General features: G+C 56.8%; 13 protein-coding genes. All 13 read right to left on the reverse strand.

The window, feature by feature from the left end; genetic code table 11:
* Positions 1-63 precede the first annotated feature (63 nt).
* On the reverse strand, positions 64-1047 hold the full coding sequence (locus HUV30_RS13705) for a CobD/CbiB family cobalamin biosynthesis protein (RefSeq protein WP_174405983.1): 984 nt from the start codon (positions 1045-1047) through the stop codon (positions 64-66).
* Positions 1048-1049: 2 nt separating this feature from the next.
* Entirely contained in the window at positions 1050-1508 is a 459-nt protein-coding gene (locus HUV30_RS13710) for a tRNA (cytidine(34)-2'-O)-methyltransferase (protein WP_174405984.1), read from the reverse strand.
* Positions 1509-1581: 73 nt separating this feature from the next.
* Positions 1582-2832 (reverse strand): OmpP1/FadL family transporter, encoded by a 1251-nt coding sequence (locus tag HUV30_RS13715; RefSeq protein WP_174405985.1) that lies wholly within the window; start codon positions 2830-2832, stop codon positions 1582-1584.
* 318 nt (positions 2833-3150) lie between these two features.
* Entirely contained in the window at positions 3151-4764 is a 1614-nt protein-coding gene (locus HUV30_RS13720) for a response regulator (RefSeq protein ID WP_174405986.1), read from the reverse strand.
* Between the two features lie 4 nt (positions 4765-4768).
* Complete coding sequence (locus HUV30_RS13725) at positions 4769-5155, reverse strand: response regulator (protein ID WP_174405987.1); 387 nt, start codon at positions 5153-5155, stop codon at positions 4769-4771.
* 126 nt (positions 5156-5281) lie between these two features.
* Positions 5282-5668, reverse strand: coding sequence for a hypothetical protein (locus HUV30_RS13730; protein WP_174405988.1), 387 nt, complete (start codon positions 5666-5668; stop codon positions 5282-5284).
* Between the two features lie 61 nt (positions 5669-5729).
* The gene (gene priA / locus HUV30_RS13735; RefSeq protein ID WP_174405989.1) at positions 5730-8120 is read right to left on the reverse strand and encodes a replication restart helicase PriA; all 2391 of its coding nucleotides are present in this window, start codon (positions 8118-8120) and stop codon (positions 5730-5732) included.
* Between the two features lie 107 nt (positions 8121-8227).
* The gene (gene galU, locus HUV30_RS13740) at positions 8228-9100 is read right to left on the reverse strand and encodes a UTP--glucose-1-phosphate uridylyltransferase GalU (RefSeq protein ID WP_174405990.1); all 873 of its coding nucleotides are present in this window, start codon (positions 9098-9100) and stop codon (positions 8228-8230) included.
* A 40-nt stretch (positions 9101-9140) separates the two neighbouring features.
* Positions 9141-10493: a phosphoglucosamine mutase gene (gene glmM / locus HUV30_RS13745; RefSeq protein ID WP_174405991.1), complete on the reverse strand. Its 1353-nt coding sequence runs from the start codon at positions 10491-10493 to the stop codon at positions 9141-9143.
* An 86-nt stretch (positions 10494-10579) separates the two neighbouring features.
* Complete coding sequence (locus HUV30_RS13750) at positions 10580-11482, reverse strand: CdaR family protein (RefSeq protein WP_174405992.1); 903 nt, start codon at positions 11480-11482, stop codon at positions 10580-10582.
* A gap of 2 nt (positions 11483-11484) precedes the next feature.
* Entirely contained in the window at positions 11485-12234 is a 750-nt protein-coding gene (cdaA, locus tag HUV30_RS13755; RefSeq protein WP_174405993.1) for a diadenylate cyclase CdaA, read from the reverse strand.
* A gap of 53 nt (positions 12235-12287) precedes the next feature.
* Positions 12288-13145 (reverse strand): dihydropteroate synthase, encoded by an 858-nt coding sequence (gene folP, locus HUV30_RS13760; RefSeq protein WP_174405994.1) that lies wholly within the window; start codon positions 13143-13145, stop codon positions 12288-12290.
* Positions 13145-15151 carry an ATP-dependent zinc metalloprotease FtsH gene (ftsH, locus tag HUV30_RS13765; RefSeq protein WP_174405995.1) on the reverse strand — a complete coding sequence of 669 codons (2007 nt, stop codon included), beginning with the start codon at positions 15149-15151 and terminating at the stop codon, positions 13145-13147. Before ftsH ends, folP begins: the two co-directional genes overlap by 1 nt.
* Positions 15152-15288: the final 137 nt, after the last annotated feature.

The following is a 15288-nucleotide window of genomic DNA, read 5'->3' on the forward strand; positions in this document are numbered from 1 at the left end:
GCTATCTGGCCCGAATCTATCTGGCCGGAATCTATCTGGCCCGAAGCAGTCGAAATTAATCGGTTACAACAATACCACCAGCCAGAGAAGCACCCCGCCAAGCACGGCTGCAATACGCACATGCCGCAGCAGAGCTTCGATACCGGCAGCATCCCACGTTCTGGCTCCGGCTATGCCCGCATCACAGGGGCGCGGTCCAAGCACGGGCTTTTCCTTCAGTTGCCCGAAATACCATGTCGCCCCGCCCATGGTGCGCCTGTGTAGCCACGCTGCCATGGCCATGGGCCACCCTGCATTAGGGCTTTCCATCTGGCCTGCATCGCGCGCAACATTGTGCCAGAGGCCCCGCAACGGCATTCCCGAACCTACGCCCGCCAAGGGTGCGGATACGGCCAGCATACACGCAGAAAGACGGGCCGGAACATACGCCAGCACGTCATCCAGACGGGCACCGGCCCAGCCGAGAGAACGCCAGCGCTCAGTCTTGTAGCCCCACATGGAATCGGTGGTGGAAACCGCCTTGTACAGCCACAGACCGAGCGGCCCTCCCAGCACCAGCCAGAAAAACGGTGCCACGAAACCATCATTGAAATTTTCGGACAGTGTTTCGCCAAGAGCCCTGTACAGCTCGCCCTGATCAGCCTGCGAAAGGTCGCGGCTGACCAGCATGCTCACGGCAGCCCGTGCAGCTCCGATATCCTCGCCAGCAACGGCTGCGGCCGCCAGACGGCATTCGCGGAGCAGGCTGCCCAGTGCCAGTCCGGTCCACGCCAGATAAAGGGAAAACACGATCCCCACATAGGGAATCCCGATCAGGGTCCATACGGCAAGCCCGGTAATCGAAAGAAGCGCACCGAGACACAGGGCTCCGGTCAGCCTTGAAGCACCTGCCCTGCGGGCAAGCCGTTCAAGGCGGTCCAGCATCCAGCCCACGGCCTGCACGGGGTGCGGCAGAGTGCGGGGGTCGCCGAACGCAAGGTCGAGGCCAAGCGCAAGAACCGGCAGGCTCACTGCCCATGTGTCCGATACGAATGGCGCAAACGACATACTCAGCGACCGTCCAGCATGCCAAGAGAGGCATACGCCTGATAGAGCACAATGCCCGTGGCTGTGGACAGGTTGAGGCTGCGCACCTCTCCCCATATGGGAATGCGCAGATGGTCAGGATACCTTTCGAGCAAGGATTCCGGCAAGCCTCTGGTCTCCGGACCGAACACAAGAGCATCATCCGTAGTGAACGGGAAGGTATGCACGGCCCCGCCCCTGCGCGCGCTGGTGAGCACGTGCCGTTTACCTGCGCCGCCACCGGCAAGATACGCTTCCCAATCGGACCACACGCGAACCTGCACATGGGGCCAGTAATCCAGCCCTGCGCGCTTGAGGTAACGGTCGTCAAGACTGAACCCCAGAGGCTCGATGAGATGCAGGGGAGTCTGCGTGGCCGCGCACAGGCGGGCGACATTGCCGGTATTCGGCGGAATCTCGGGTTCGAAAAGCACTATCTGCATGATACTTCCTTACAATGAAAAAGCCGGTTCAGGAATGCACCTGAACCGGCCTGAAAAGCAAGAACAAATCAGCCTAGAACTTATAGCCGATGGTGATGCCGTAGATGTCGGTACGGGCATTCTTGGCATGAGAGTCAACAGTAACCTTGGAGGAGGCACTATCAATAACATCACCGTAGTCACGGCCCTTCATCCACAGGTAGGTGTAGGAAAGGTCAAGAGTCCAGTCCTTCCAGTTGAAGCCCAGACCGGCGCTGTAAAGCTGACGGTCGTTACCGGGAATGAGGTAGTCAAGGTGATTGGAATTGAGCGGAGACTCATCGTAGGTGTACCCGCAACGCAGGGTCAGCCAATCCAGAGCCTTGTATTCCACGCCGATGTTGTAGCGCCATACGTCCTTCCAGTCCTTGACGGAGGTGGAAGACAGGTTGCCACCAACCGGATCATCGAACTCAAAGCGCAGTTCGTTGTAGGTGGACCAACGAGTCAACGTGCCACCCACTTCGATGCTCAGGTCCTTGATCGGGTAGTAGGTCAGACCAAGATTAAGCATGTCAGGCAGAACAACGGAACCAGACACGTTGGTATCCGCAAAAGCGACACCAGGTGCGAGAGTAACATTGGGCGTAAAGGACTGATCACCGTGAGCATTGATTTCGGCCTGGCTATGGTAACCTGCACCAAACTTCCACTGGTCATTGATCTGATACAGCAGGCCAAGGGTCAGGGCATAACCGGCGCCTTCAGCCTTGGTCTGGCTGAGCATATCATCAAGGCCATAGGGAGAAAGGTTTGCCTTCTTCTGGATATCCAGCTTCACGTCAATGTATTCAACACCAACGGACAAGGAGAGCTTGTCAGTCACCTTGTAGGCAACGTTGGGGTTGATGGAATAAGACTGGATCAGGGCTTCGGTCACATTGTAACGGCCCGGCCAGTCAGCATCAAACTCGGTACCGAGACCGAAACGGCTGTAAATGCCTACGCCGAATGCCCACTTATCGTTGTACTTGTGAGTGAGATAAAAGTGCGGCGGAATCCACACGTTGTTCTGCCCATGCACCTGATTGCCGTTAAGAGAAACGTCCATGTTGGGCATGATGAAGGAGGCACCGGCTGCAACCTGCGTACCTTCCAGCTGGGTGATACCCGCGGGGTTGGTGGCAAGGGTGGCAGGATCATCTGCGCGGCCCACAACGGCACCGCCAAGGGCATTCCCTCGGGCGCTATACTCATACAAGGCAAAACCGGAAGCAGATGCGGAAGAAATTCCCGCGAGAACAAACATCAAGACAGCGGCAACAGAAATGAAATGTCGCTTCATGGGTACCCCTTAAGTTCTCGCCCGATGACGCATGGCATCGTTAGACCCGATAAATCGGGCCATCACCTGCCTTCCCCCGGCAAAACGCACTTCGCCGAATAACGCAGATCGCCAGCCGTCCCCTACAGCCATCAGGCAACATTACAGAGCCGCAGCACCATTTTCCCTCGCTTGCTGGCAACGCAGCGGGTGCGGGCGGCTTCCTCCTACAGACAAACTTTCGGGGTTATAATAGGAACACTCTCACTTAGGCAATACGCAAGAGGGCACTTTTACGGAAAAAATGAAGTAAGGTTCACAAAAAAGCAACAGTCACACTCATTGTTTCGCAAGCACACGCTCAACTAATGATACCAGCAACGTAAAATCAACAGGCTTCGATATGTATTCATCCATACCTGCGTCCAAAAAACGCTCGCGATCGCCCTTCATGGCGTGCGCGGTCATGGCGATAATGGGAATGCTCTTGTTGACATCGGGACTGTGCGATTCGCGGATAGCACGGGTGGCCTGAACACCATCCATATCGGGCATCTGAATGTCCATGAGAATGAGATCGAACTTCTCTTTCACCATGGCCTCCAGCACGGCCACACCGTTATTGACGCAGACCACTTCGTGGCCCTGCTTCTCGAAGAAATACAGAGCCAGCTTGCGGTTGATGATGTCATCCTCGGCCAGCAGAATGCGCAAGGGGCGCCCAAGACCGCGGATGACAGGCATACCTTCTATCTCACCGGCTTCATCGTCCTTGCCCGCCTTGCGGAAACTGGCGGTAAAGGAGAAGGAACTGCCCTGCCCCGGCACGCTCTCTACCTGAATATCTCCCCCCATCTTGCGCGCTATCTCTCGTGAGATGGACAGTCCCAGTCCGGCTCCGCCATACTTCTTGGTCATGAAGCTCTCGGCAAGCGAGAATGGTTCGAACACATATTCGAGCTTGTCTGCAGGAATTCCGACCCCCGTATCCCGAACCACGAATGCCAGTTTGTATTCGTTTCTGCGACTGCCGGTCATATGCACGTGCAGGGTTACCCCGCCCCGCTGGGTGTACTTGATCGCGTTGACCACAAGGTTGCTTATCACCTGCTTAAGGCGACCGGAGTCTCCGGTCACAACCTCGGGGACATTCTCATCCACGTATGATTCCAGACGCAGGTTCTTCCAGCGGGCCTGCACATCAAGAACCTTGAGAACATCGGAAAGGGTCTCGCGGACAGTGAAGGCGGATTCTCTGAGCACAAGGCGGCCAGCCTCTATGCTGGACATGTCGAGAAGATTGTTGACGATGGCAAGAAGCTCGCGCCCTGCCTGTTTGACCATCTGCAGATATTCGATCTGCTCTGTTGTTGCATCGCCACCAAGAAGAAGATCGGTAAGTCCGATAATGCCGTTCAACGGCGTGCGCAGTTCGTGGCTCATATTCGCAAGAAACTGCGACTTGGCTTTGCTGGCGGATTCAGCCTCGTCCCGGGCCTGTTCCAGCTCGGCCGTCCGTGCTGCTACTTCGCCTTCAAGATGGTTCTGGTAGTCCTTCTTCTCACGGCGTATACGCGCCTGATCCAAGAGCTTCTCAACAACATATTCAAGGAAACTGAGATCGTGAATGGGTTTGGTGATGTAGTCCCACGCCCCCCGGCGCAAAGCCTCGATGGCGTCTCTGATAACGCCTGTGCCGGACACCACGACGAGAGGCACATCCGGAGCACGCGAAGATAGCGTGCTCAGCACCTCCAGGCCGTCCATTCCGGGCATACGCAGGTCTATGAGCACCAGGTCCGGCGACTGCCGTTCAAATTCATCCAGCCCGTCGCGACCATTGGCTACCTGAATTACCCTGTAGCCGCTGTCCTCCAGAAAAGCCGCCAAACTCTGCCGCACGATGGTTTCATCATCAATAGCCAGAATGGTGCCTTTACAGGAACGCGCCACGGCATCACCTATTCATTCCGAGAATGCGATAAATACCCACCACAAGATCATCCATATTCTGCAACGGCTTGATGTATATTTCATCCCGCGTCACACCAATATGCATGAGCTCCAGAGGGAGCTTGTAGTTGGTTGATCCGGTGTGGATCAGATACTTGAGTTCCGGTTTGATCTCGTGCGCTTTGATTATGAAATCATTGCCGCTCATACCGGGCAGCCGCATATCGATAATCCCCACATGGGGGGTTATCCCGGCAAGTACCTCAAGCCCTTCTTCCCCGCTTCCCGCAGTGTGGACAACAAAGCCTTCATCTTCCAGATAGGCTTCCAGGTTCTCACGAACCATTTCCTCATCATCCACAACGAGGATTTCTATTGCTTCGTTGGCCATTGGTACTCCCAGAATCTCAACCGTCCGAAACGAGTCCCAAACTCATTTCGTACAACATTCCACTATTATATCGTCAACTATAACGCTTCAGTACAAAGTTAGCAACGCGGAAACCATTATATTTCATCATTTGGAACGACGACGCATAATCACGCCTTCCTTGCGCAATGCGCACCAGAAAGGACGCGGATCGTCCGTCATGATAGGACGGGCTCTGGGGTTGGCGACATTGCAACGCGGCTTATTCGTTTCAAAAAAGAAGGGACACCCTCCGCACTCATATACGAGCACATCGGAGCAGTTTTCGCAGACAACCTCTTCGGCGCTTCCTGCTTCCTGAACAACCATACCCGCGGGCTCAAGCGGACACCACTCGGGCCGCCCGGTCGCAGCCATTTCCTCAGAAACCAGCCGGTTTCGCTCTCCTCCACCCACAAATGAAGCACCACAGTGCCCTGCCTCATCGGACCAGAACATCGGGCATTCCTTACACTTTCCTATCATCCAGATCATATGGTCTCCTCCCGGACAATACCGCGCGCACGCGGCCATCCGAAATATTGTACTACACTATTTATAACATGTTCACAGGATCAATATCCAGCGCCAAACGTAGCTTACCGTCTCTGGGAGCAGCCACACGCATTTCATGAAACACGCTCCGTATGCTTGTCCAGTCCTGCCCCTTGAAGGCCCACTGAAACCGCTTGCGCCCTCTGAGCAAAGGCAGCGGAGACGGAGTATGCCCAAGCACGAGTACCCCGGAAGCCTTACCCTTTTCACGGGCAAGAAGCGTCAGACTGTCAAGCCATCCCGCTCCCGGCTCCCAGTCAATGGGGAAGCTTGCCCGTACAAGCGCCAGCTTCACGAAGGGCGGGTACCTGCGCCGCTCGCGTCTGCGAATTTCTTCGTCGAAAAATCCTTCGTAATCCGCGCTGCGGACGAATTCCCAGCAGTAATGGGCAGGGTCACGGGTCTGTATGAACACCCTTCCGGCTTTCTCGCCCCGCCCCGCACGCCCCGAAGCCTGCACAAGCAACTGGAACGTGCGCTCGGCAGCCCTGTAGTCGGGCAGATTCAGCCCCAGATCCCCATCAGCGATAATGGCAAGGGTGACGTTAGGAAAATGATGCCCTTTGGACAGCATCTGCGTGCCCACCAGAACCTGTGCCTCTCCCTTGCCGAAGGCTTCCAGAATAGCTTCCATCCGCCCCGGACGACGGGTTGAATCCCGGTCCAGCCGGAGCACCTTTGTGCCGGGCGGCAACGCATGCACCAGGCCCTCTTCCAGCTTCTCGGTTCCTTCGCCCATGGGCAGATAATGCAGCCCCTTGCACGAGGAACACGTAACCGGATAGGGAGTCGCGTATCCACAGTAGTGGCAGACTAGCCGCTCTCGTCCCTTATGGTAGGTCAGGCCTATCTCGCAATGCGGGCAGCGTGCAACGGTACCGCAGTCAAGGCAGTACATGAGTGGTGCATACCCGCGTCTGTTCAGCAGAATAACGGCCTGCTCACCTTTCGAAATCACGTCTTTCAGCGCGGCAAGGCTCTTTGGGGCCAGCAGACCATCTGAAGGGGAAAGCCCCTTTATGTCAACAAGTTCAACATCGGGAAGAGTGCCGCCCCCCACCCGCTCAGCAAGACGGGCAAGAGGAATAAGTCCCTGACGGGCAGCATGAAAGGTCTTGATATCCGGAGTGGCCGAACCGAGCACCAGCAAGCCCTTCACCTGCTGCATGCGGAAATGGGCAACTTCCTTGGCCTGATAGACAAGCCGCTCATCCTGCTTGAAGGAACCGTCGTGTTCCTCGTCCAGCACAAGAGCCCCAAGCTGCGGGACCGGCAGGAACAGGGCTGATCGGGTGCCTATGATAATGCAGGGAGCTTCACGCGACGCCAGCGCTCTGAACGTACGTTCTCTCTCGGCTGCGGATTGGTACCCATGGAACAAAAATACATCACTGCCGGCGAGGGCAGCGCGCACAGCCCGTTCAAGCTTGCAGGCCAGGGCAACTTCCGGTGCCAGCAGCAGGACGGATTTTCTTCTTTGCAAGGTTCTTGCGGCCAGTTCAAGGTATACGGCCGTCTTGCCGCTGCCTGTAATGCCGAACAGCAAACGGGTTTCAGGAAATTCCGAATCCAGCGCACCTGTAAACTCGTCAACCGCCTCCTGCTGCGCAGGGGTCAGCACGAATCCGGCATCGTGCATGGGGAGCAGTGCATCGGCATCTTCCTCAGTCTGCACCGGACACGAACAGGCAAGAGAAGAGAGCGACTCCAGCGGCCCCACAGCAACGAGACCTCTCTCGGCAAGTGCATTGAGTGCCTGCGAGGCCTGAGCACCGCATTGACCAAGCAGAATCTTGCGGGACACGGCTCCGTTGTCCCAGAGATACTCCAGCACCTCAATCTGCCGTTTGGCGGAAGGGCGCACGGGCCACGGCGGGTCCTGCGTCACCACGCATACTTCCTGTACCTCAGCGTCAAAGCCCGCATCGAGCACTTCCACGTTACCGGTAGCCCATGCCTCACCCAGATGCGTGCGTTCAGGAAGCGAGGCTTTGGCCACTTCCTTCAGGTACAGCGTTCTCGGCTTACCACTGCCCAGCACGCGCAGGCGTACCTGTGATGTGCGCAGACCGGCGGGCAGCAGACTGCCAAGCACTTCACCCGCAGACAACAGATGCCGCACGGCAAGCTGACGCACCATTTCGAGATATTCCGGCGTAAGAAGCGGCACCCTCTCAAGGGGCCACATGGCTTCCTTGATCTCGACGCCTTCCGGTGCCTGCGGCGCATCGGCATCCATGACGACCCCCACCCGCAATCCTCCGGATTTACCCAACGGCACGGCAACGCGCATGCCTGTCTGCCATAGCGAACCGGGCAACCAAGCCGGTCGGGCGTATGTCAGGTTAGTATAGGGGGGGCTGAGCAGAGCTATGGAAAGAAGCGTAGACATGCAGACTCACCGGAAAAAAGAAAAGAGGCAAAAAAAGACAGCAGACACAGAAAACGAATCCGCAGGCCGGAAAAAAAGCGGGCGGTCCTGACGGCCGCCCGCTTGCATCAACAATTCCAAGGCAGGAGCGGTTTAAGCTGTTTCACCAGATCATCCCGTATTTCTTCATCCTGCAGGGCGAAATAGATATTGGCCGTAAGGTACTCAGCCCAATCTCCCACGTCAAAACGCATGCCCCGGATCTTGACGGCAAGCAGTCCCCTGCCGTGGGCAAGTGTCTTCAGAGCATCGGTAAGCTGAATCTCGCCTCCGGCACCGGGAGGAGTATTTTCGAGAGCGGGGAAGATATCCTGCGTCAGGATGTAGCGTCCAACTATCGCCAGACGTGAAGGCGCCTTGTTGACTGCGGGCTTTTCAACGAGATCGGTAACACGGTACGTTCCCGGAGCGATTTCCTCTCCCGATACGATACCGTAGCGGCTGACCTTGTCCGGCTCAACCTCCATAACGCCAACCACGGGCAACCGTTCGGCAACGGCAACGTCCAGCAACTGCTTGAGTCCCGGTTCCATGCCGAACATGAGGTCATCACCCACCATGACGCCGAATGCCTCTTCGCTTATGACATGCTTTGCGCACAACACCGCATGCCCAAGTCCGAGCTGCTGCTTCTGACGGATGGAAATAATGTTCACCATGCTTGCCACTTCGCGGATGGTCTGCAACATGGCTGTTTTTCCTGCCCGCTCCAGCACCCCTTCAAGCTGCAGGTTGTGATCAAAATGATCCTCAATGATCTTCTTGTCACGGTTGGTGACAAAGACCGTATCACTCATACCGGAGCGGATAGCTTCTTCAACGACATACTGCACCGCAGGTTTGTTGTAGACGGGCAACATTTCCTTGGGGATATTCTTGGTGGCAGGAAGCGAACGGGTTCCCCAGCCTGCAACAGGAATCACGACTTTGCGAATATTCATTGAGAGCACTCCTTTGCGGAAAATCGGATGACGGTCGAAACTACTTCAAGTTCGCCTGTACAGCCTCTGCCAGATAGGAAGCAAGACGGCTAACCTGTTCAGGATGCTCGCCTTCCACCATGACGCGACACACTGCTTCTGTTCCGGAATATCTCAACAGCACACGTCCCCTGTCGCCCAGCTCCTTTTCCACCTTGGCTTTGGCAGCCATGAGTTCGGGACTCTGTTCAAAGGGAATTTTCCTGCGCACGTGCACGTTGATCAACTCCTGCGGGAACAGCTGCAGCAAGCCGGCAAGCTCGGAAAGAGGCTTTTCCCTTTCCTTCATGATACGCAAAAGCTGCAGAGCCGCAAGCAGGCCGTCGCCTGTGGTTCCATAATTCATGAAGATGAGGTGGCCGGACTGTTCGCCGCCCATGGCCGCACCTTCACGGCGCATAGCTTCCACCACGTACCGGTCACCCACCGAGGTACGCAGCAGGTTGCCGCCGCGTTCCTTCATGAAGACTTCAAGAGCCATGTTGCTCATGACTGTGGAAACCAGCGTGTTATTAGGCAGCACACCTCGCTCCATCATATCCTGCGCGCAGATGGCCATGATCTGGTCGCCATCAAGCACCTGGCCCTTTTCGTCCACCACAATGAGGCGGTCGGCATCGCCGTCCAGCGCAAGTCCGATGTCGGCCCGGTGTTCCACAACCTTCTCGGCGGCAACACCCGGATACAGCGAACCGCATTGCTGATTGATGTTCACGCCGTCAGGAGAAACACCTATCTTGATGACATCCGCGCCCAATTCTTCAAGGGCAAGAGGTGCCACACGGTAGTTTGCACCATGTGCACAGTCGAGCACGATACGCATACCGTCCAGCGTGAGATGGCTGGGGAAGCTGTTCTTCAGGTACACGATATAGCGGCCGGGGGCATCTTCGATACGATAGGCGCGCCCTACCCGCTCCGGTGCAGGATAATCCCACTGGTGATCCATGTTGAGGACCATATCGGTAATGGCGTCTTCCGACTCGTCGGGCAGTTTGAAGCCCTGCCTGTCGAAAAACTTTATACCGTTATCCATGAAGGGATTGTGCGATGCGGAAATGACAACGCCAAGGTCCGCCCGCATGTTGCGGGTAAGAAAGGCAATGGCGGGGGTGGGCAGCGGGCCCACGAGAAAAACATCCATACCTGCGGCGCAAAGACCGGAGGTGAGAGCCGTTTCAAAAATATATCCGGAAAGGCGGGTATCCTTGCCTATCACCACACGGTGACGCTTTTTTCCATTGCGAAAAAAGGTACCCGCAGCAAGGCCCAGACGCAGGGCGATATCGGGAACCATCGGATACACATTTACCTGACCGCGCAGTCCGTCAGTACCAAACAGCCGTTTTCCCATCAGTTCATATCCTCATTGAAAAATCTCGCAGCCGGACCACTTCCGGCTTCGGCGCGCAACAGACGCGCGGCAGCGGCAGCACTACGCTATCTGGTGCCAATTGTCACGGTAAGGGTGCTCGGCTCGGCAGACTTGAGCCAGACCCCTTCCGGCAGATACAGCCGATACGGAAGCGTGTGCGCCCCGGGTTCAAGCGATTCCGGAACGACCAATTCCACCCTCACCTCGTCAAACAAGCCTTCTTTACGGCTTTTGGATTCCGGCACTTCAAGGCGCAGATTGACCTTGCGCGACTTGACACTCACCTTCACCCAGTCCGGTGCATTGATTTCCACATTCCGGGTAACCGTCTTGGAAACTGTCTTGATGCCGAGCAGCATACCCACCTTGACCTGAGGAGGATTCGCCTCCAGTCCGTCCGGCGGGTCAACTACACCCGTCACTTCCACCACGCCTGCCTCGGTCACTTCCGGCACAGTGGCTATCACGTCCACCTGCTTCACCTTTGCCAGCAGCGTCGACGCGCCGCGAAGATTGACAGCTTCAGGTGATGCTGTGGACCGCGACACGCGGATATCCGGAGGGAGTGCGCCCGCAAGTTGAATGCGGACCGGAACCTCGCGCACCTCAATGGCATCCACGTTCAGCGCCAGCCTTGAAGGACGCATCTCGACCACCTCATAGGCGTTGCCGAGAGGCACATGCTCGGGAAGAATATTCATGACGTTCAGCCCCGGAGTCAGGGCAGAAAGATCGAGCGAATAAGCAAGGTTGCGTTCATTGAGCCCTCTCAGCAGGCCCTTGGGGGCACGCACGCGCACGTCAACAGTCGGCTCAAGGCCGTTCATGATGACCAGATTGGAGGGCATACCCTTCATCTCGATGCGCAAGGTGGCCCATGCTTCCACTTCTTCACGGCCGGAGACCATGTACCACAGGGTACATGACATAAGCAGAGCAAGCAGGAAATATTGCCAGTTTCCGCGCATGATCATCGCTCCAGAGCATTGCGCAGCACGCGCTTGAGTCTCGTGGCGTCCAGCGCCGTTGTCAGCTTGCCGCCGATGGACACGGTAACCGCCCCGCGCTCTTCCGATACCACAACAGCCACGGCATCACTCTCTTCGGTTATGCCCATGGCGGCACGGTGGCGCGTGCCGTATTCGGGACGGTCCTGCGGCGAAACGGCAAGGGGCAGAATGCACCCTGCCGCGGCAAGCCTGCCACCACGGACCACCACGGCTCCGTCATGCAGCGGAGTGGATGTCTGAAAAATGGAAATGAGCAGTTCCTTGGTCACCTTGGCTTCAAGCGGAATGCCCCGCTCAACGGTATCGCCAAGCGGCACGTTCCGCTCAAGAACCACCAGCGCGCCCACACGTCGCTGGGCCATGCTGAGCACCGCGCCGACAACCTCGTTGAGCAGGTCGTCTTCAACCACCTTCTTGCGCCAGAAACCGCGCGCCCCCATTTCGGTGAGCGCCCTGCGTATGTCGCGCTGAAAGAGCACAATGATGACGAGGAATATGGAACTGAGGAAGTTGGCGAGCAGCCAGTGCAGGGTATACAAACCCACTTCTTCGGAGACGAAATAGACCACAAGAACGAGCAGGAGCCCGTAAATGGCCGAGACGGCGCGCGTGCCTTTGACCATCAGAATTATCCGATAGAAAAGCAGGGTGACCAGCCCGATATCTACTATATCGCGCCAGCCTACACTTATATCGCCAATCTGCAGCATACCGCAGCCGCCCCTCGGGTATGTTAATCGTTATCCGTCGCCGGTAGCGTCCCTTACATTGCCAAAGCCTGCGCCACCTGCAGGGTCTGCACCGTCATAGCCACGTCGTGCACCCTGTGGGCAAACACGCCGCGAGCGGCCAGAATGGCTGTGGCAGCCTGAGTGGCATTCTGCCGTTGCCCCGCAGGAGCATTGCACAACATGCCAAACATGGATTTATTGGATATTCCTGCCATAAGAGGCAGACCGAGCGAAGCGAATCTGTCCATACCCCGCAAAATTGCGAGGTTGTGTTCCAGCGTCTTGCCGAACCCCACGCCGGGGTCAAGCATTATTCTGTCTTCCGGTACGCCCGCTGTGGTTAATTCTTTCAGTTTTTTCTCGAAAAAGTCCAGAATTTCCTCAACCACATTTCCATATTCAGGAGCCTTCTGCATCTCGGTGGGTCTGCCAAGGCTGTGCATGAGAATGTAACCGGGCTTGTATTGCGCAACCACGTCAAGCAGAGCCGGGTCAAAGGCAAATGCGGAAATATCGTTTATGATCTGTGCTCCGGCCTCAAGCACGGCGGCTGCAGTGCCAGCCTTGTAGGTGTCTACGGACAGCGCCCACGGCATACCGTTGACACAGTGCAGATCACGAAGCCCTTCAACGACCGGTACCACCCTCTCCTTCTCCTCTTCCAGAGACACAGGGGCAGCAAAAGGACGGGAGGACTCTCCGCCGATATCCAGAACATGCGCTCCGGCTTCCGCCTGCATCCGGCCATGGGCGAGAGCCTGATCGAGCTGCATGTACTGCCCCCCGTCATGAAAAGAGTCGGGGGTCACATTCACGATGCCGAATACGAGAAAGGGGGCAGGGCCTAACGACCTGCCCCCTCTGATTTTCCATTCTACCGGGGAGAGCATCAACGCTTTTCTCCGTCCTCGCTGTTGCCCTTGTCCTGCGGTGACTCTTCTTCAAGGGTGAAGTCGCCGCCGGAAGTCTTTTCACGTTCAGCCGCCGGAGAAGCAACAGGACGGGAACCGGAAGCCTGCGTCTCGCGGTATGTAGCGGCAGCCTTGGCTAAGCTGTCGCGTTCCGGCTCCGGAGCGACAGGAGCAGCTACCACCTCGGCAGGCGGAAGTTCCTTTCCGGCCATAAGCAGATCAATATCTGCACCGCTGATGGTTTCACGCTCAAGCAGGGCATCGGCAATCTTGTGCAGCGCATCGATGTTTTCTTCGAGCAGCTTGCGGGCATGCAGACGCGCATCTTCCATTATCCGCTTCACTTCAGCGTCCACCAGACGTGCGGTTTCCTCGCTGTAGTTGCGGGAATGCGCCCATTCGCGGCCGATGAATACTTCTTCGCCCTGTTCGCCGATGTTCATGGGACCGATGGCATCGGACATACCCCATTCACACACCATCTTGCGGGCCATCTTGGTGGCGCGCTCGATATCGTTGCCGGCACCGGTGGTGATTTCGTTGAAGATAAGTTCTTCAGCCACGCGACCACCGAGGAACACGATAAGGCTGTTTTCCAGATAGGTGCGGGAGTAGCCATGGCGGTCGCCTTCAGGCAGCTGCATGGTTACGCCGAGAGCACGACCTCTGGGAATGATGGATACCTTGTGCACGGGATCGGTTTCCGGAAGCAGAATGGCAGTAAGGGCATGACCGCCTTCATGATATGCGGTAACGCGCTTTTCGTGATCACTCATCACGAGGCTGCGGCGTTCCTTACCCATGAGGAGCTTGTCCTTGGCCATTTCAAAGTCATACATGTTGACCTGATCCTTGTTGTTCTTGGCGGCCTGCAGGGCAGCTTCGTTCACAAGGTTTTCAAGGTCGGCACCGGAGAAACCGGGGGTGCCCTTTGCCAGAACTTCCATGTTCACGTCCTTGGCAAGGGGGGTACGCTTGGCATGCACTTCCAGAATATGCTTGCGGCCCTTCAGGTCGGGGGTGGGAACCACCACCTGACGGTCAAAACGGCCGGGGCGCAGCAATGCAGGGTCCAGAACGTCGGGACGGTTGGTTGCGGCGATGAGAATGACGCCTTCGTTGGATTCGAAGCCGTCCATTTCCACCAGCAGCTGGTTCAGCGTCTGCTCACGTTCGTCATGACCACCGCCGAGACCGGCACCGCGCTGACGGCCCACGGCATCGATTTCGTCAATGAAGATAAGACAGGGAGCATTCTTCTTGCCCTGCACGAACAGGTCGCGCACTCGGGAGGCACCGACGCCGACAAACATTTCCACGAAGTCGGAACCGGAGATGGAGAAGAAAGGCACTCCGGCCTCACCCGCAACAGCGCGGGCCAGCAGAGTCTTGCCGGTACCGGGAGGTCCCACGAGCAGAACGCCCTTGGGAATGCGGCCGCCAAGACGGGTAAATTTTTTGGGATTGGAGAGGAAATCGACCACTTCGGTGAGTTCTTCCTTGGCTTCATCCACGCCTGCCACATCATCAAAGGTGACGCGGGTCTGCTCCTGCGAGATAAGACGCGCACGGGAACGACCGAAGGACATGGCCTTCCCGCCCCCGCCCTGCATCTGTCGCATGAAGAACACCCACACGCCGATAAGCAGCAGCATGGGGAACCACGATACGAGCAGGGTCATGTACCAGGGAGCATCTTCCTGCGGCTGGGCGTTCACGCGAACACCGTGCGAAAGAAGACGTTCGACCAGCTGAGGATCTTCGGGAGCAAATGTCACGATGGTGGAACCATCCTGCTGCTTGGCCGAAAGCTTCTGCCCCTGTATGTCAACCTCTGCCAGCTGACCGCCATCGACCATTTGCAGGAATTCGGAATAACTTACCTTACCCTGCGGGGTCTGCGGCTGACTGAAGAGATTGAACAGGACCACCATTAAGACGGAGATGACGGCCCACAATACCAAATTCCGTGAAAACTGATTCAAGAGTCTATGCCTCCGAGTTTCGTTTCGGACAATTTCTTAGCTTGGATTGTTACTATTAAGGCGTAGCGCGCCATTTGACAATGAGAAGAGTACCGAAAATTTATGAATTCTCAAACAGGTACACCTTCTCTGCGCAA

Source organism: Desulfovibrio subterraneus (assembly GCF_013340285.1).
Lineage (GTDB): Bacteria > Desulfobacterota > Desulfovibrionia > Desulfovibrionales > Desulfovibrionaceae > Halodesulfovibrio > Halodesulfovibrio subterraneus.

Bases quoted from the DNA above. Each gene is read 5' to 3' on its own strand.
- HUV30_RS13705 (WP_174405983.1), bottom strand. From the start codon at position 1,047: ATGTCGTTTGCGCCATTCGTATCGGACACATGGGCAGTGAGCCTGCCG.
- HUV30_RS13710 (WP_174405984.1), bottom strand. From the start codon at position 1,508: ATGCAGATAGTGCTTTTCGAACCCGAGATTCCGCCGAATACCGGCAAT.
- HUV30_RS13715 (WP_174405985.1), bottom strand. From the start codon at position 2,832: ATGAAGCGACATTTCATTTCTGTTGCCGCTGTCTTGATGTTTGTTCTC.
- HUV30_RS13725 (WP_174405987.1), bottom strand. From the start codon at position 5,155: ATGGCCAACGAAGCAATAGAAATCCTCGTTGTGGATGATGAGGAAATG.
- HUV30_RS13730 (WP_174405988.1), bottom strand. From the start codon at position 5,668: ATGATCTGGATGATAGGAAAGTGTAAGGAATGCCCGATGTTCTGGTCC.
- priA (WP_174405989.1), bottom strand. From the start codon at position 8,120: ATGTCTACGCTTCTTTCCATAGCTCTGCTCAGCCCCCCCTATACTAAC.
- galU (WP_174405990.1), bottom strand. From the start codon at position 9,100: ATGAATATTCGCAAAGTCGTGATTCCTGTTGCAGGCTGGGGAACCCGT.
- glmM (WP_174405991.1), bottom strand. From the start codon at position 10,493: ATGGGAAAACGGCTGTTTGGTACTGACGGACTGCGCGGTCAGGTAAAT.
- HUV30_RS13750 (WP_174405992.1), bottom strand. From the start codon at position 11,482: ATGCGCGGAAACTGGCAATATTTCCTGCTTGCTCTGCTTATGTCATGT.
- cdaA (WP_174405993.1), bottom strand. From the start codon at position 12,234: ATGCTGCAGATTGGCGATATAAGTGTAGGCTGGCGCGATATAGTAGAT.
- folP (WP_174405994.1), bottom strand. From the start codon at position 13,145: ATGCTCTCCCCGGTAGAATGGAAAATCAGAGGGGGCAGGTCGTTAGGC.